General features: G+C 60.0%; 15 protein-coding genes. 14 read left to right on the forward strand and 1 reads right to left on the reverse strand.

Annotated features, from left to right (window positions below; translation table 11 throughout):
* Positions 1–27: 27 nt before the first annotated feature.
* Positions 28–633 (reverse strand): OmpW/AlkL family protein, encoded by a 606-nt coding sequence (locus RM533_RS01935; RefSeq protein ID WP_311339496.1) that lies wholly within the window; start codon positions 631–633, stop codon positions 28–30.
* A gap of 276 nt (positions 634–909) precedes the next feature.
* Here RM533_RS01935 and ccoN point away from each other — a divergent pair, with 276 nt between their 5' ends.
* The 14 genes from ccoN (at position 910) to RM533_RS02005 (ending at position 13,825) form a co-directional block, all read left to right on the forward strand.
* On the forward strand, positions 910–2,601 hold the full coding sequence (ccoN, locus tag RM533_RS01940; RefSeq protein ID WP_311339497.1) for a cytochrome-c oxidase, cbb3-type subunit I: 1,692 nt from the start codon (positions 910–912) through the stop codon (positions 2,599–2,601).
* 11 nt (positions 2,602–2,612) lie between these two features.
* Positions 2,613–3,359: a cytochrome-c oxidase, cbb3-type subunit II gene (gene ccoO, locus RM533_RS01945; protein WP_311339498.1), complete on the forward strand. Its 747-nt coding sequence runs from the start codon at positions 2,613–2,615 to the stop codon at positions 3,357–3,359.
* Positions 3,356–3,520, forward strand: a complete 165-nt coding sequence (locus tag RM533_RS01950; protein WP_311339499.1) for a cbb3-type cytochrome oxidase subunit 3 — start codon at positions 3,356–3,358, stop codon at positions 3,518–3,520. The genes ccoO and RM533_RS01950 overlap by 4 nt, the downstream gene beginning before the upstream one ends.
* The gene (ccoP, locus tag RM533_RS01955; protein ID WP_311339500.1) at positions 3,510–4,427 is read left to right on the forward strand and encodes a cytochrome-c oxidase, cbb3-type subunit III; all 918 of its coding nucleotides are present in this window, start codon (positions 3,510–3,512) and stop codon (positions 4,425–4,427) included. The genes RM533_RS01950 and ccoP overlap by 11 nt, the downstream gene beginning before the upstream one ends.
* A complete protein-coding gene (ccoG, locus tag RM533_RS01960; protein WP_311339501.1) occupies positions 4,414–5,979 on the forward strand; it encodes a cytochrome c oxidase accessory protein CcoG in 1,566 nt (521 codons plus the stop codon). Before ccoP ends, ccoG begins: the two co-directional genes overlap by 14 nt.
* Entirely contained in the window at positions 5,976–6,422 is a 447-nt protein-coding gene (locus tag RM533_RS01965; RefSeq protein WP_311339502.1) for a FixH family protein, read from the forward strand. Before ccoG ends, RM533_RS01965 begins: the two co-directional genes overlap by 4 nt.
* Positions 6,419–8,560: a heavy metal translocating P-type ATPase gene (locus RM533_RS01970; protein WP_311339503.1), complete on the forward strand. Its 2,142-nt coding sequence runs from the start codon at positions 6,419–6,421 to the stop codon at positions 8,558–8,560. Before RM533_RS01965 ends, RM533_RS01970 begins: the two co-directional genes overlap by 4 nt.
* A complete protein-coding gene (ccoS, locus tag RM533_RS01975; protein WP_311339504.1) occupies positions 8,557–8,745 on the forward strand; it encodes a cbb3-type cytochrome oxidase assembly protein CcoS in 189 nt (62 codons plus the stop codon). The genes RM533_RS01970 and ccoS overlap by 4 nt, the downstream gene beginning before the upstream one ends.
* A 45-nt stretch (positions 8,746–8,790) precedes the next feature.
* Positions 8,791–10,104, forward strand: coding sequence for an oxygen-independent coproporphyrinogen III oxidase (hemN, locus tag RM533_RS01980; protein ID WP_311339505.1), 1,314 nt, complete (start codon positions 8,791–8,793; stop codon positions 10,102–10,104).
* 32 nt (positions 10,105–10,136) lie between these two features.
* Entirely contained in the window at positions 10,137–10,406 is a 270-nt protein-coding gene (locus tag RM533_RS01985; protein WP_311339506.1) for a hypothetical protein, read from the forward strand.
* A gap of 91 nt (positions 10,407–10,497) precedes the next feature.
* On the forward strand, positions 10,498–10,791 hold the full coding sequence (locus RM533_RS01990; RefSeq protein WP_311339507.1) for a PilZ domain-containing protein: 294 nt from the start codon (positions 10,498–10,500) through the stop codon (positions 10,789–10,791).
* A 136-nt stretch (positions 10,792–10,927) separates the two neighbouring features.
* Positions 10,928–11,260 (forward strand): FtsB family cell division protein, encoded by a 333-nt coding sequence (locus RM533_RS01995; RefSeq protein ID WP_311339508.1) that lies wholly within the window; start codon positions 10,928–10,930, stop codon positions 11,258–11,260.
* A gap of 103 nt (positions 11,261–11,363) precedes the next feature.
* Positions 11,364–12,446, forward strand: a complete 1,083-nt coding sequence (gene pdhA, locus RM533_RS02000) for a pyruvate dehydrogenase (acetyl-transferring) E1 component subunit alpha (protein WP_311339509.1) — start codon at positions 11,364–11,366, stop codon at positions 12,444–12,446.
* Positions 12,446–13,825 carry a pyruvate dehydrogenase complex E1 component subunit beta gene (locus tag RM533_RS02005; protein WP_311339510.1) on the forward strand — a complete coding sequence of 460 codons (1,380 nt, stop codon included), beginning with the start codon at positions 12,446–12,448 and terminating at the stop codon, positions 13,823–13,825. The genes pdhA and RM533_RS02005 overlap by 1 nt, the downstream gene beginning before the upstream one ends.
* Positions 13,826–13,837: the final 12 nt, after the last annotated feature.

Genomic DNA, 13,837 nt, shown 5'->3' on the forward strand with positions numbered 1-13,837 from the left:
TTCGATGACGCGCGTGCTGCCTGCATCTCATCTGGCAGTCGTGCCGATGAAATAGCGTTTTGCATCAAAGCTCACGGCAAGCCCGCTGTCGTTGACAGGAATGTCCACACCTGCCTGCAGAGCTATGCCCACCTCGTTGGACAGGCTGAGATCGGTTACACCGAGCGGCACGGTTGCAGCGCCGGGTTTTTCATCGATAAAGATAAACAGCGCAGGTCCCGCGCCGGCATATGGCGTCACCGGACCAAGCGGGAGGTGATATTTTGCCGTCAGCATCGCTGGAACCAATTTTGCGTCGGCAACGAGTTCGGCTTCGACAAGCACGGTTGTGCCATCCACATCATGCTGCGTTAGGCAGCAGATCGTTTCCACCGAGATATTGCTGGTGAAGAAATATTCCACCGCCACGGTGGGCACCACATTGTCGTTCACCTTTGTCTGCAGATCAACAGGCAGGCCGATCCTGTCGATGTTCACGTCCGTGATCTTGCCGTCGGGCAGAACGGCATTCGCGAACAGCTTGGCCTGGACAGACCTGGCGCGGTCCTGCCCACCTGCCTGAGCATTGGCAGGGGTGGCGACAGTGACAGCCAGAGCAAGCGCTGGAATGCAGGCGGCAAACAGGAGTTTCATGCAATCGATCCGTCGCCGTAGTGGCTGCCCGTTGCAGCCTTGAAGAACCCTCTGGCGTAACCGGCGCATGCCTGCCCCTTGCGCCCTTCTTCCATGATCATGATCAATTTGCGGCTTCGCTGATCAATTTGTGCAGGCGCTGGCCAGACCTTTCTTGCTCCAGTCAGTGTGTCTGCGCTGCCGGAGCAGCACTGCCCATCTTGCAATTTTGCGCTGGATCAATGATTGGGCTGTGCAGAAGCGCCATGGGCAGCCCCATACGGAGGAACAGGACAGATGGAAGCAGTGCTTGGCCGCATCGGCCTATGGTTCGTGGTGCTCTTGCTGGCAATTCTGGGAATTGCCACGGCGCAGGACACAGGCTTTGCCGTGCACATGACGATCGTGGCTGCTGTGGCCCTCTTCCTCCTGGCGATCACGGCAGGCAGGTTTGACCCGCTCGCGCGTGCACAGAGCATGTTCCGCATTCCGACAGAGCCATCGCGCTACGACGATGATCCGGTTCGCTGGGGTGTGCTTGCCACAATGATGTGGGGCATCGTCGGCATGCTTGCCGGTGTCTATATCGCGTTGCAGCTTGCCTATCCCGAGCTTAATTTCGGCCCATATCTGAATTTTGGTCGCGTGCGGCCCTTGCACACTTCGGCTGTGGTCTTCGCTTTTGGCGGCAACATCCTCATTGCCAGCAGCTTTTACGTCGTGCAGCGCACCTGCCGCGCACGCCTTGCTTTTCCGACGCTCGCCCGCTTCGTGTTCTGGGGCTACCAGCTGTTCATCGTGCTGGCGGCGACCGGCTATCTTTTCGGCGTGACGCAAAGCCGCGAATATGCCGAGCCGGAATGGTACGTGGACCTGTGGCTCACCATTGTATGGGTCGCCTATCTGGTCGTATTTGTCGGCACACTGGCGCGCCGCAAGGAGCCGCACATCTATGTGGCCAACTGGTTTTACCTTTCGTTCATCATCACCATTGCCATGCTGCACATCGTCAACAATCTGGCGATCCCGGTGGCGTGGAATGGGTCGCTGTCCTATTCCGCCTTTGCCGGCGTGCAGGATGCGCTGACCCAGTGGTGGTACGGGCACAATGCGGTTGCATTTTTCCTGACCGTGCCGTTCCTGGCCATGATGTACTACTTTGTGCCCAAGCAGGCGGAGCGGCCGATCTACTCCTACCGGCTGTCGATCATCCACTTCTGGTCGCTCATCTTCCTCTACATCTGGGCGGGGCCGCACCATCTTCACTATACCGCGCTGCCCGACTGGGCGCAGACACTCGGCATGGTGTTTTCAGTGGTGCTGTGGATGCCGAGCTGGGGTGGCATGATCAACGGCTTGATGACGCTGAACGGCGCCTGGGACAAGATCCGCACCGATCCGATCATCCGCATGATGGTCATGGCGCTCGCCTTTTACGGCATGGCAACATTCGAAGGGCCGATGCTGTCGATCAAGGCGGTCAATTCGTTGTCGCATTATACCGACTGGACCATTGGCCACGTGCATTCGGGTGCGCTGGGCTGGAACGGGCTGATCAGCTTTGCAGCGGTCTATTTCCTCGTGCCGCGACTGTGGGGACGTGAACGGCTTTATTCCCTGCGCATGGTGAACTGGCACTTCTGGCTCGCGACGCTGGGCATCGTGTTCTACGCTGCCAGCATGTGGGTCGCCGGCATCACGCAGGGTCTGATGTGGCGTGAATACGGCCCGGACGGGTATCTGGTGAACAGCTTTGCCGATACGGTCGCCGCGCTTCATCCTCTTTACGTGCTGCGCGCACTTGGCGGGGGCATGTATCTGGCCGGCGCGCTCATCATGGGGTTCAACATCTGGATGACGCTTGCAGGCAAGCTTCGCGACGAGGTGCCGATGGGCAAGGGGCCGGTCTATGATCCCGAGCTTGATCGCCCGGCTGCGCCTGCAGCTAGCTCGGCAACTCCAGCCCCGGCGCCGGCTCCGGCCGAGTAGGACAACGCACCATGGATCTTGCACAAAAACACAAGAAGCTCGAGCGCAACATCACGCTCCTGGCCGTCGGGTCCTTCATAGCAGTGGCGATTGGCGGCATCGTCGAGATCGCGCCGCTGTTCTGGATCGACAACACCATCGAGGAGGTGGAGGGCATGCGGCCCTACACGCCGCTCGAGCAGGCCGGGCGCGACATCTTCGTGCGCGAGGGTTGCTATACCTGTCACAGCCAGATGATCCGCCCCTTCCGCGACGAGGTGGAGCGGTATGGCCATTATAGCCTAGCAGCCGAGAGTATTTACGACCATCCATTCCAGTGGGGATCCAAACGCACCGGGCCCGATCTGGCACGCGTTGGCGGTCGCTATTCCGACGAATGGCACGTGCAGCATCTTCAGGACCCGCGCAGCGTGGTTCCCGAGAGCATCATGCCGCGATACGCCTTTCTCAGCGAAACGGATCTTGAAGTGCCTGACCCGTCCGCAAAGCTGCTTGCCTTGGCGCGGGTCGGTGTGCCTTATTCCAAGACTGACATCGAATTTGCCGGTGCCGATCTTGTGGCGCAGGCCAATCCGGAACTGGACAGCAACAATCTCCAGGATCGCTATCCAAAGACGCAGATCCGCGATTTCGATGGCAATCCTGGCCGGCTGACCGAAATGGATGCGCTGGTCGCCTATCTGCAGATGCTGGGCACGCTGGTCGACTTTGACAGCGCTGAAGCACTTGAGGAGCTGGCAGCGGAGAAGGGTCGGTGAGCTTTTACGAGACCGCGCGACATTTTGCCGACAGCTATGGTTTGATTTTCCTCGCCGGCGTATTCGTGCTGCTGTGCGCATGGGTATTCCGTCCGGGATCACGGCGCCACTACGATGACGCCGCAATGCTTCCCTTCGAGGATGACAAAGATGGCGAATGAAGAGAGCGTCCCGCGCGTCGACGAGGTAACCGGCACCGAGACGTCGGGGCATGAATGGGATGGCATCGAGGAACTCGATACCCCGATGCCGCGCTGGTGGCTGTATACGCTTTACGCCACCATCGTCTGGGGCGTCATCTACGTCGTCCTATATCCTGCATGGCCGCTGGTGACCCAGGCTACCGAAGGCGTCCTTGGCTGGAGCAGCCGGAGCGAGCTGGCCGAGCAGCTTGCACAGGCCGACAAAGGCCGGTCGCAGCTTCGTGAGCAGCTTGCCTATATTCCCATCGAGCGGTTGCCGGATAACAGCGCACTCATGCAGCAAGCCGTTGCCGGCGGGGCTGCGGCCTTTAAGGTGAACTGCGTGCAGTGCCATGGATCGGGCGCGGCGGGCAGCAAGGGCTACCCCAACCTCAACGATGACGACTGGCTATGGGGCGGCGATCTGAAAGCCATCGAATATACGCTGGTGCACGGTATCCGCCAGCAGGGCGACGACGAAACGCGGATGAGCATCATGCCGCCGTTTGCCGGTGTTTTCGAACCTGCCCAGCTTAACGCGCTCGTTGATCACGTGCTGTCGCTGAGCGGCAAGGCACAGCCGAATGCGGCAGGCGCGCAGATCTACGCTGACAATTGTGCGGTTTGTCATGGTGCAATCGGGCAAGGCTCACGCGAATTGGGCGCACCGCAGCTTAACGACGCCATCTGGCTTTACGGCAGTTCGCGAGCCGAAGTTACCGCGCAGATCCTTGCGCCGCAGTTGGGCATGATGCCCAAATGGGCTGGCCGGCTTGATCCGGTTACAATCAAGATGCTGGCTGCTTATGTTCATTCATTGGGGGGCGGTGAAGATTTCGTGGAGGTCGCCGAAAATCCGGCGAAGATGGTAGATGAACAACCCTGACGGAACCGTTGTCGAAGATGGTGTGGTCAAGACCAACAAGCCGGTAAGCAGCGCCACGGCAGAGCCGGAGGCAACCACGCGCCGGCATGAGCCGCACGAGCCGCCGCGCGAGCATCTGCCGGAAAAGCTGTTTGAAAAACACACCAAGGTTCACAACAAGCGGATCGACGGGCGTTTCCGGCGCTTCAAATGGTTCGTGATGCTCGTGACCTTGGGCATCTATTACATTACCCCATGGATCCGCTGGGATCGCGGCCCCTATGCACCCGATCAGGCGGTGCTGGTCGATATCGCCAATCGCCGCTTCTACATGTTCGGTATCGAGATCTGGCCGCACGAGTTCTATTATGTCGCGGGCCTGCTCATCATGGCGGGACTGGGCTTGTTTCTGGTCACAAGCGCGGTGGGCCGCGCCTGGTGCGGCTACGCCTGTCCACAGACGGTCTGGACCGACCTGTTCCAGCATATCGACCGGTTCGTCGATGGCGATCGCAACGCGCGTATCCGCCTCGACAAGGCGCCGCTCGGTCCCGGCAAGGTCGCGCGCCGGTCGTTCAAATGGTCGATTTATCTGCTCATCAGCTTTGTGACAGGCGGCGCCTGGATCCTGTATTTTGCCGATGCGCCCACGCTGTTTGCCGAGTTCTTTGCAGGCGAGGCGGCTCCCGTCGCTTACATCACCGTCGCGATCCTGACGCTGACGACGTTCACGCTTGGCGGGTTCATGCGCGAACAGGTGTGCATCTACATGTGCCCCTGGCCACGCATCCAGACTGCCATGCTCGATGAAAAATCGTTGATCGTCACTTACAAGGACTGGCGCGGCGAACCGCGCGGCAGCGTCAAGAAGGCGCAGAAGAACCCCGGCATGTTCGGCGACTGCATCGACTGCCATCAATGCATCGATGTCTGTCCAACCGGGATCGACATTCGCGAAGGGCCGCAGATCGGCTGCATCACCTGTGCCTTGTGCATTGATGCCTGCGACAAGGTGATGGCCGAAGTCGGGCGGCCGCGTGGTCTCATTGACTATGCGACACTGGAGGATTGCGAGAAGGAAGCGGCCGGCGAGACGCCGCGGCCGCTCTGGCGCGCGCTCGCCCGGCCGCGCACGCTCGTCTATCTGGGCGGATGGAGTGCGATCGGTATCGCCATGCTGTTTACCCTCGGTGTTCGCAGCCATACAGAGATGAGCGTATCGCCCGATCGCAACCCGCCCTTCATGCTGATGAGCGACGGATCCATCCGCAATTCCTACACGCTCAAATTGCGCAACATGGAAAGCCGCCCGCGAGACATGGAAATTGCCGTTGCGGGACTGCCCGGGGCTGTGATGTGGACCGACAGTATCGGACGCGAGGAGGCAGCTTCAAAACAGACGGTGTCCATGCCTGCTGACCAGACCCGCACCGTGCGGGCCTATGTCATGGCACCGCCTGACACGAAGGCGCAGGACTTTACAATCTCGGTGACCTCGCTTGATGCACAGGCAGAGCGCGACGAGAATAGTACGCGCTTTACCGCTCCTGGCGATACGGGGGCAGGTGAATGAAAGGCGAGTTCACCGGCCGGCACATGGCCATTGTCCTGGCCTCGGGGTTCGGCGTGATCATAGCGGTCAATTTGCTGATGGCTACGCTTGCCCTGCGTGGATTTGGCGGAGTGATGGTCGAGAACAGTTATGTCGCCAGTCAGAAATACAATCGCTGGCTTGAGCAGGCACGCGAGCAGGGCGCGTATGGCTGGACAGCGCAGGTCGGCACGGCTGCGGACGGACGGCTTGAGGTAAGCACCAGCAATGTGCCGCCCGGTGCCGAAGTAACGGCCGTAGCGCGCCGCCCGCTCGGCAAGTCCGAAACGACATGGTTGCCTCTCACGGCGATGGGAAACGGCCGGTACAGGTCTGCTGATCCCATTGCGCTTGGCCGCTGGTCGGTGCGCCTTACCATTGTCGATGGCGAACGCCGCTGGCAGCAGGAAAGCCGCCTCGAATGAATGCGCCAGTCGCGATCGGATCCGCGCCGGCGGAGAACGCGATAACAGAGCGGGCGCCATTGCTTGATACGCGCTTTGTGGTGCCAGGCATGAAATGCGCAGGCTGCATCGCCAAGATCGAGCGCGGCATGGGCATTGTCGCCGGGGTCGACACGGTCCGGGTGAACTTTTCCGCCAAACAGGTGGCGCTGCGGCACGATGCCGGACTTAATGAAGACAGCCTGGTCGATGCCCTGCGCAAGCTTGGATTTGAAGCCCAGCTTGCCGCCGTCAATCCGCTGGCGCAGGATGATGAGGGCAAGGTTCTGCTGCGTGCGCTGGCAGTTGCAGGCTTTGGCATGATGAACATCATGCTGCTGTCGGTGGCAGTATGGTCGGGCGCGGCGGGCGTGACCAGGGATCTGTTTCACTGGTTGTCGGCGTTGATCGCGCTGCCGGTGGTCGCCTACGCCGGCCGGCCGTTCTTCGCCTCGGCGCTGATGGCGCTGCGGCACCGGCGCACCAATATGGACGTGCCGATTTCCATCGGCGTCCTGCTTGCAACCGGCATGAGCATCTATGAAGCTGCTACCGGCGGGCCGCACGCGTATTTTGATGGTGCAGTCATGCTCCTGTTCTTTCTGCTTACCGGCCGTGCGCTTGACGCGATGATGCGCAACAGGACCCGCGCGGGTATCGGGGCATTGCTGGGACGGATGGGCAAGAGCGCAAGCGTTGTGCAGCCAGATGGCGGCACCAGGCGAATTGCCGCAGGCGAGCTTGAGCCCGGTTATGTGATGCTCGTCACCGCAGGCGAAGCTTTTGCTGCCGACGGGATTGTGGTCTCAGGGACAGGCGCGGTGGACAACTCCATGCTTACCGGGGAGAGCCTGCCGGAACCAGTGCGTGTCGGCACACCGGTGCTGGCCGGCGCAATCAACATGATGCAGCCATTGCAAGTGACGATCACTGCAGTTGCCGGCAACACTGCCATTGCGGAAATGGCCCGCCTGATGGATGAAGCGGGGCAGTCCAGATCCCGCTATGTGCGCATAGCCGATCGTGCTTCGCGCCTCTACGCGCCAGCAGTGCACACGCTGTCCGCGCTGTCGCTTGCCGGATGGCTGATTGCCGGGGCTGGCTGGCACGAATCACTGCTGATCGCGATCGCTGTGCTGATCATCACCTGTCCATGCGCGATGGGGCTGGCGGTTCCGGCAGCACAGGTGGTCGCCAGCAACGCGCTGATCCGTCGCGGCCTTCTGGTAAAGGACGGCAGCGCGCTTGAGCGCCTTGCCGAGGTGGACATAGTCCTCTTCGACAAGACAGGCACGCTGACTTTAGGGGAACCGCGTCCGCAGCTTCAAGGCCTTGATCTGCACGCCCGGCAGATCGCGCTGGGTCTTGCGCAGCATAGCCGCCATCCGCTCAGCCGGGGACTGGTCGCGCAGCTCCAGGCCGAACAGATCACTCCGGCAGCAGTGGAGCACGTTACAGAAACGCCGGGCCAGGGCCTTTGTGGCAGATATGATGGTTACGAGGTGTCGCTTGCCCGCAGCGACAACGAGCAGGCCGCATTGACGTCGCGGCTGACGATCGCTGGAAAATCCACCGATATCGCTTTTGTCGATCCCATGCGCAGCGATGCCGCAGCAGTGACGCGTGCTTTTGGAACAGCAGGCATTGCCCCAAGCATCATATCGGGCGATCGACACGCAGCGGTTGCCCACAGCGCGGCCATGCTGGGTATTGCTGCACAGGCGTCAATGTCGCCTGCCGACAAGCTGCGCGAGCTGGAGCGGCTTAAAGAGGCAGGGCACCGTCCGTTGATGGTCGGCGATGGTCTGAATGATGGCCCCGCGCTTGCCGCAGCACATGCGTCGATCGCGCCCGGCAGTGCCAGCGATGCCAGCCAGCAGGCCGCAGATGCGGTGTTCATCGGAGAAAAGCTGGAGCCGGTCCTGCTGGCAGTGACAGTAGCGCGTGCCACGATGCGGATTGTGCGGCAGAATTTCGGTTTTGCGATCGGCTACAACGTGCTGGCTGTGCCGTTGGCCATCGCGGGATTGGTGACGCCGCTTGTCGCCGCCATCGCCATGTCGAGCAGTTCCCTGGTGGTCGTCGCCAATTCCTTGCGGCTCGCGCGTTCGGCACGATGAGCTCGCTTGTCTTTCTCATACCTGTTGCATTGCTGCTGGGCGGGGCAGGGCTGGCGTTTTTTTTCTGGACCATGCGTCATGGCCAATATGAAGATCTCGAAGGCGCGGCCAATCGCATTCTCATCGACGATGAGGATGAGCCTTTGCCAAAGGATGACGCGGACGCGGCAGGCACGAAACTTTGATCCAGCGCAAGGACGTTGGCATGCGCTGCGCTGCATGGAGTTTGCATGTGGCCCTACCATCCTGACCTGCTGACAACTGCGGTCCCGCGATACACCAGCTACCCCACGGCAGCGGATTTCGGTGTTCTTGCCGATAGCGATCAACGCGACGCAATTGCCGCTGCCCAAGGCGATGTTTCGCTCTACGTGCATATCCCGTTTTGCGAAAGCATCTGCTATTACTGCGGATGCAACACAGGGGCGGTTGGCAAACGGCAGCGGTTGCAATCCTATCTCGATGCGCTCCACCGCGAAATTTCGATGGTGGCGAGCATTCTGCCGCGTACCGCACGCGTGCGTCGGGTCGCGTTTGGTGGAGGAAGTCCCAACGCCTTGGCACCGGTGGACTTCGTGCGCCTGGTCGATGCCATGACGGCGCAATTTGCCTTTCGCGATCCGGTTTTCTCCATCGAACTCGATCCCCGCACGATGACCGCGCAATGGGCCAAGGCAATCGGCTCCATCGGCATTGCGCGAGCCAGTCTGGGTGTGCAGACCTTTGCTGCACATTGTCAGCAGGCAATCGGCCGGGTGCAGGACGAAGAACTGATTGTCCGAACCGTCGATTTGCTACGGACCGCTGGAGTGACTTCGCTCAACTTCGATCTGATGTACGGCCTTCCCGGGCAGGAACTGGGGGATCTTTGCGACACGCTGGAGCGTGCACACGTGCTCTTGCCTGATCGGATCGCGCTGTTCGGCTATGCTCATGTGCCGCATCTTGTGCCGCGCCAGCGCATGATCGACGCTACTGCGCTGCCGGATCAGGCAGAGCGTTTCTCCATGGCTGCATCGGGCTATGATCTGCTGTGCGCGCGCGGTTATCTGCCGATCGGGTTCGATCATTTTGCGCGCGCAGGCTCAGACCCGCTTGCGCGTGCCGCAGCGGACGGGACGCTTCGACGCAATTTTCAGGGCTTCACCGATGATGATGCGCCCGTGCTGATCGGCCTTGGCAGTTCGGCAATCAGCAGCTTTCCCGACCTCCTCGCGCAAAACGAGAAGAACGCTGGCCGGTATCGTATGCTGACGTCGCAAGGTCGCTTGTCAGCGGGTAGAGGTATCCGGGTAAATGACCGGGATCGTTTGTGCGGCAGCATCATTGAAGACCTGCTGTGTCGCCAGCAAGCTGTGCTGCCAATCGCTGCAGCAGCAGGCGTTGCCGATGCGCTGCAGCCGTTTCTGGCGCGCGGGCTGGTGACGCTTGATGGCAATCTGCTGTCGATTACGCCGGAAGGGCTTGCCTATGGCCGCACGATTGCGGCACAGTTCGACGATTATCGGCAGCCTGCCTCGCGGCAGTTCAGTTCCGCGATCTGATCCGAATGTTTTGAAAAAAGAGGTCTGATCTTATGCCTTTGTGGTTCTTTCCAGCGCTGATCGGATTGTTGGGGGCGGTAAGCCTCATGGCTGGGGTGTGGCTGCTGCTGCACCTGCCGGCAGTTGTTGCCCTGTTCAGTGGCAAGGCCGATCTGGTACGCGGCCGGGCGCGCAGAACCGCTTCCAAAGGTGCGGTCTGGACCGCCCTGATAATTTTCAACGGAGGCTGGATCGCCTGCATCATTATCTGGATCCTGGTCATTGGCGGAGACGCCAACCAGATGGTCGACGCTGCGGCATGATCGAGGATGCAATCCAGCAGCGCCGTTAACGCAAAATTGATCATCATGTCCTATCGTAAAGCCTGACATCACATGATGAAGGGCTAAGATTGTGACCGAACGGGCGATGGAACGCAAACCGGTCAACGCGACATGCAAATATCGGTTCGGTGGCGGCATGGCCCTGCCGGTGACGCTGGCAGATCTTACCACCAATGGCTGCCGGTTGCTGGCAGTGCCCCGCCTCATGCGCAGGGAAGAAGTGGTGACATTGAGGATTGGCAATGTCGGCCCCATCGAAGCGACTGTTCGATGGGTTCACCAGGGCAATGCCGCCGGACTGGAGTTTACCAAGCCCCTGCATCCGGCAGTCTATTCCGACATGATGGAGCGGCTGGGTACCTGAATCTGACGTGCTTCCCCGCCAGAAGAGGTCCGCTCGCACCAGAACAGCCTGCCTGATCCAAAGCGGACCAACAAAGCTGTGCCAGAGCCGCAAAGATGATTGAAAAAGGTGCGGATCTGTGGTGTCTGGAACAGCCATGCCAAAAAAGCGCTTTTCCGAACTGCCTCACATGAACCGCCCGCAACTGCGCAGGCGACGTTTTGGCCGCATTGTCGTTATCTGCATGGTGATTGGGCTTAGCGCGCTGTCGCTTGTCGGCCCCACCGGTGTGCTCGCCTGGAGCACAGCGGCGCAAACGCTGGAGCAGCGGCAGGACGAACTTGCCTTGCTGCAGACGGAGCGTGATCGCATCGCCAACCGGGTGCACCTGCTTGATCCTGATAACGCCGATCCGGATCTTGTTGGCGAACTGTTGCGCAAGAACCTCAATGTAGCTCATCCTGACGAGGTGGTGGTGCCGCTCAATTGATCGGGCACTGCAAGGGGTTGCGCTTGCATAGGGCTGACAAGCATCCCTATATCGCATGAGCAGTTTCATGGGCTTTGCGCCCGCCGGATCAGGGATAAGTGACTTGGTTGGAAAGTCTTTGAAGAAGAACGATGAAGTCTCCGTCGCCAGCCCCGCAGACGATCCGGACTTCAAATTGCGCACGCTTCAGGATCAGCTTGAGAAAGCTGGAAAATACGACGCTTCGGACGAGGAGTTGCTGTCCTTTTACAAGCAGATGCTGCTGATCCGCAGATTTGAGGAGAAGGCAGGGCAGCTTTACGGTCTCGGGCTGATTGGCGGGTTCTGCCATCTTTACATCGGGCAGGAAGCGGTCGCTGTCGGCCTGCAGTCGGCGCTTGCGGAAGGCAAGGACAGCGTAATTACCGGTTATAGGGATCACGGCCACATGCTGGCCTATGGCATCGACCCCAAAGTCATCATGGCTGAACTGACCGGCAGGCAGGCAGGCATTTCGAAGGGCAAGGGCGGTTCGATGCACATGTTCAGCACCGAGCACGCCTTTTACGGCGGTCATGGCATTGTGGGCGCGCAGGTGCCGCTGGGCGCCGGGCTCGCCTTTGCGCATAAATATCGCGGCGATGACGGTATTTGCCTGGCTTATTTTGGCGATGGCGCGGCCAATCAGGGACAGGTGTATGAAACTTTCAACATGGCCAGCCTTTGGCAACTCCCGATAATTTTCGTCATTGAAAACAATCAATATGCCATGGGCACGAGCACGGCACGTTCCAGTGCGGAAACCAAGTTCCATCGCCGCGGTGCGGCGTTCCGGATCCCGGGCATGCATGTGGACGGCATGGATGTGCTGGCGGTACGCGGAGCAGCGGAAGTGGCGCTCGAACATGTGCGCGGCGGCGGCGGTCCGGTTCTCCTGGAAATGAACACTTATCGCTACCGCGGACATTCCATGTCCGATCCGGCAAAGTATCGCACTCGTGACGAGGTGCAGGAGATGCGCGACCACCATGATCCCATCGACAGGCTCAAAGCTGAGATGGTGAAGCGCGGAACGGATGAGCAGACGTTGAAGGACATCGAGAAATCGATCCGCACAACGGTGAGCGAAGCGGCCGACTTCGCTGAAAGTTCACCAGAGCCGGAGTTGAAAGAATTGTATACCGACGTTCTGGTGGAGAATTACTGATGGCCACCGCAATCCGGATGCCGGCACTGTCCCCGACTATGGAAGAGGGCACCTTGTCCAAATGGTTGGTCAAGGAAGGTGACAAGGTGAACCCGGGCGACATCCTCGCTGAAATCGAAACCGACAAGGCTACGATGGAATTCGAGACGATCGACGAAGGGACTGTCGGGCAACTGATCGTTCCGGAAGGCGCCGAAGCAGTCAGGGTTGGTTCTGTCATTGCAGTCCTTGATGGGACCGAGGCCGATTTGAATGAACCGGAACCGGAGACTGAGAAGGCACCTCCCGCCGGTGAGGGTGCTGAAGTCGGGCAGCAGCCCAGTGAGGCGGAAATTACCCGTCCAGCAGCGCAGGCGGAACCCGTGCGCGACCCTGAAATTCCAGCAGGCACGACCATGAAGTCGGTAACCGTGCGGGAAGCCTTGCGCGATGCCATGGCCGAGGAAATGCGCAGCGACGACCGCGTGTTCGTCATGGGTGAGGAAGTTGCCGAATACCAGGGTGCCTACAAGGTCACGCAAGGTCTGCTGGAAGAATTCGGCGATCGGCGGGTCATTGATACGCCAATTACCGAATACGGGTTTGCCGGCGTCGGCACGGGCGCCGCCATGGGCGGCCTGCGCCCGATTGTCGAGTTCATGACGTTCAATTTTGCCATGCAGGCGATCGACCACATCGTGAATTCTGCTGGCAAGACGAACTACATGTCGGGTGGGCAGATGCGTTGTCCCGTCGTCTTTCGCGGTCCCAATGGGGCGGCTTCGCGCGTCGGGGCGCAGCACAGCCAGAACTTTGCACCCTGGTATGCAAGCGTGCCGGGGCTGGTCGTCATTGCTCCTTATGATGCGGCGGATGCGAAGGGCTTGCTCAAGGCTGCGATCCGCACTGAAGATCCGGTCGTGTTTCTTGAAAACGAGCTTTTATACGGCCGCAATTTTGACGTCCCCGATCTTGACGACTGGGTGCTGCCGATCGGCAAGGCCCGTATTGTGCGCAAGGGCGCTGACGTGACCATCGTGTCCTATTCCATCGGCGTGGGCCTGGCGCTTGAAGCAGCAGACGAACTGGCCGGGCAAGGTATTGAAGCCGAGGTCATTGATCTGCGCACCTTGAGACCGCTTGACACTGCGACGGTCCTGAAAAGTCTGTCGAAGACAAACCGGCTGATTGTTGCCGAAGAGGGTTGGCCGACCTGCTCGATTGCAAGCGAGATTATCGCAGTGTGCATGACCGAGGGTTTTGACGATCTCGACGCTCCGGTGCTGCGGGTCTGCAACGAGGATGTGCCATTGCCCTATGCCGCTAATCTGGAGAAAGAGGCGCTGATCACCTCCACGCAGATCGTCGAGGCAGCAAGAACCGTGTGTTACCGCGACTGACGCTTTTTACGC

The organism is Croceicoccus esteveae, from assembly GCF_031846435.1.
GTDB lineage: Bacteria > Pseudomonadota > Alphaproteobacteria > Sphingomonadales > Sphingomonadaceae > Croceicoccus > Croceicoccus esteveae.

Bases quoted from the DNA above. Each gene is read 5' to 3' on its own strand.
- ccoS (WP_311339504.1), top strand. From the start codon at position 8,557: ATGAGCTCGCTTGTCTTTCTCATACCTGTTGCATTGCTGCTGGGCGGG.
- hemN (WP_311339505.1), top strand. From the start codon at position 8,791: ATGTGGCCCTACCATCCTGACCTGCTGACAACTGCGGTCCCGCGATAC.
- ccoN (WP_311339497.1), top strand. From the start codon at position 910: ATGGAAGCAGTGCTTGGCCGCATCGGCCTATGGTTCGTGGTGCTCTTG.
- RM533_RS01965 (WP_311339502.1), top strand. From the start codon at position 5,976: ATGAAAGGCGAGTTCACCGGCCGGCACATGGCCATTGTCCTGGCCTCG.
- ccoP (WP_311339500.1), top strand. From the start codon at position 3,510: ATGGCGAATGAAGAGAGCGTCCCGCGCGTCGACGAGGTAACCGGCACC.
- ccoG (WP_311339501.1), top strand. From the start codon at position 4,414: ATGAACAACCCTGACGGAACCGTTGTCGAAGATGGTGTGGTCAAGACC.
- RM533_RS01995 (WP_311339508.1), top strand. From the start codon at position 10,928: ATGCCAAAAAAGCGCTTTTCCGAACTGCCTCACATGAACCGCCCGCAA.
- RM533_RS02005 (WP_311339510.1), top strand. From the start codon at position 12,446: ATGGCCACCGCAATCCGGATGCCGGCACTGTCCCCGACTATGGAAGAG.
- RM533_RS01985 (WP_311339506.1), top strand. From the start codon at position 10,137: ATGCCTTTGTGGTTCTTTCCAGCGCTGATCGGATTGTTGGGGGCGGTA.
- RM533_RS01970 (WP_311339503.1), top strand. From the start codon at position 6,419: ATGAATGCGCCAGTCGCGATCGGATCCGCGCCGGCGGAGAACGCGATA.
- RM533_RS01935 (WP_311339496.1), bottom strand. From the start codon at position 633: ATGAAACTCCTGTTTGCCGCCTGCATTCCAGCGCTTGCTCTGGCTGTC.
- ccoO (WP_311339498.1), top strand. From the start codon at position 2,613: ATGGATCTTGCACAAAAACACAAGAAGCTCGAGCGCAACATCACGCTC.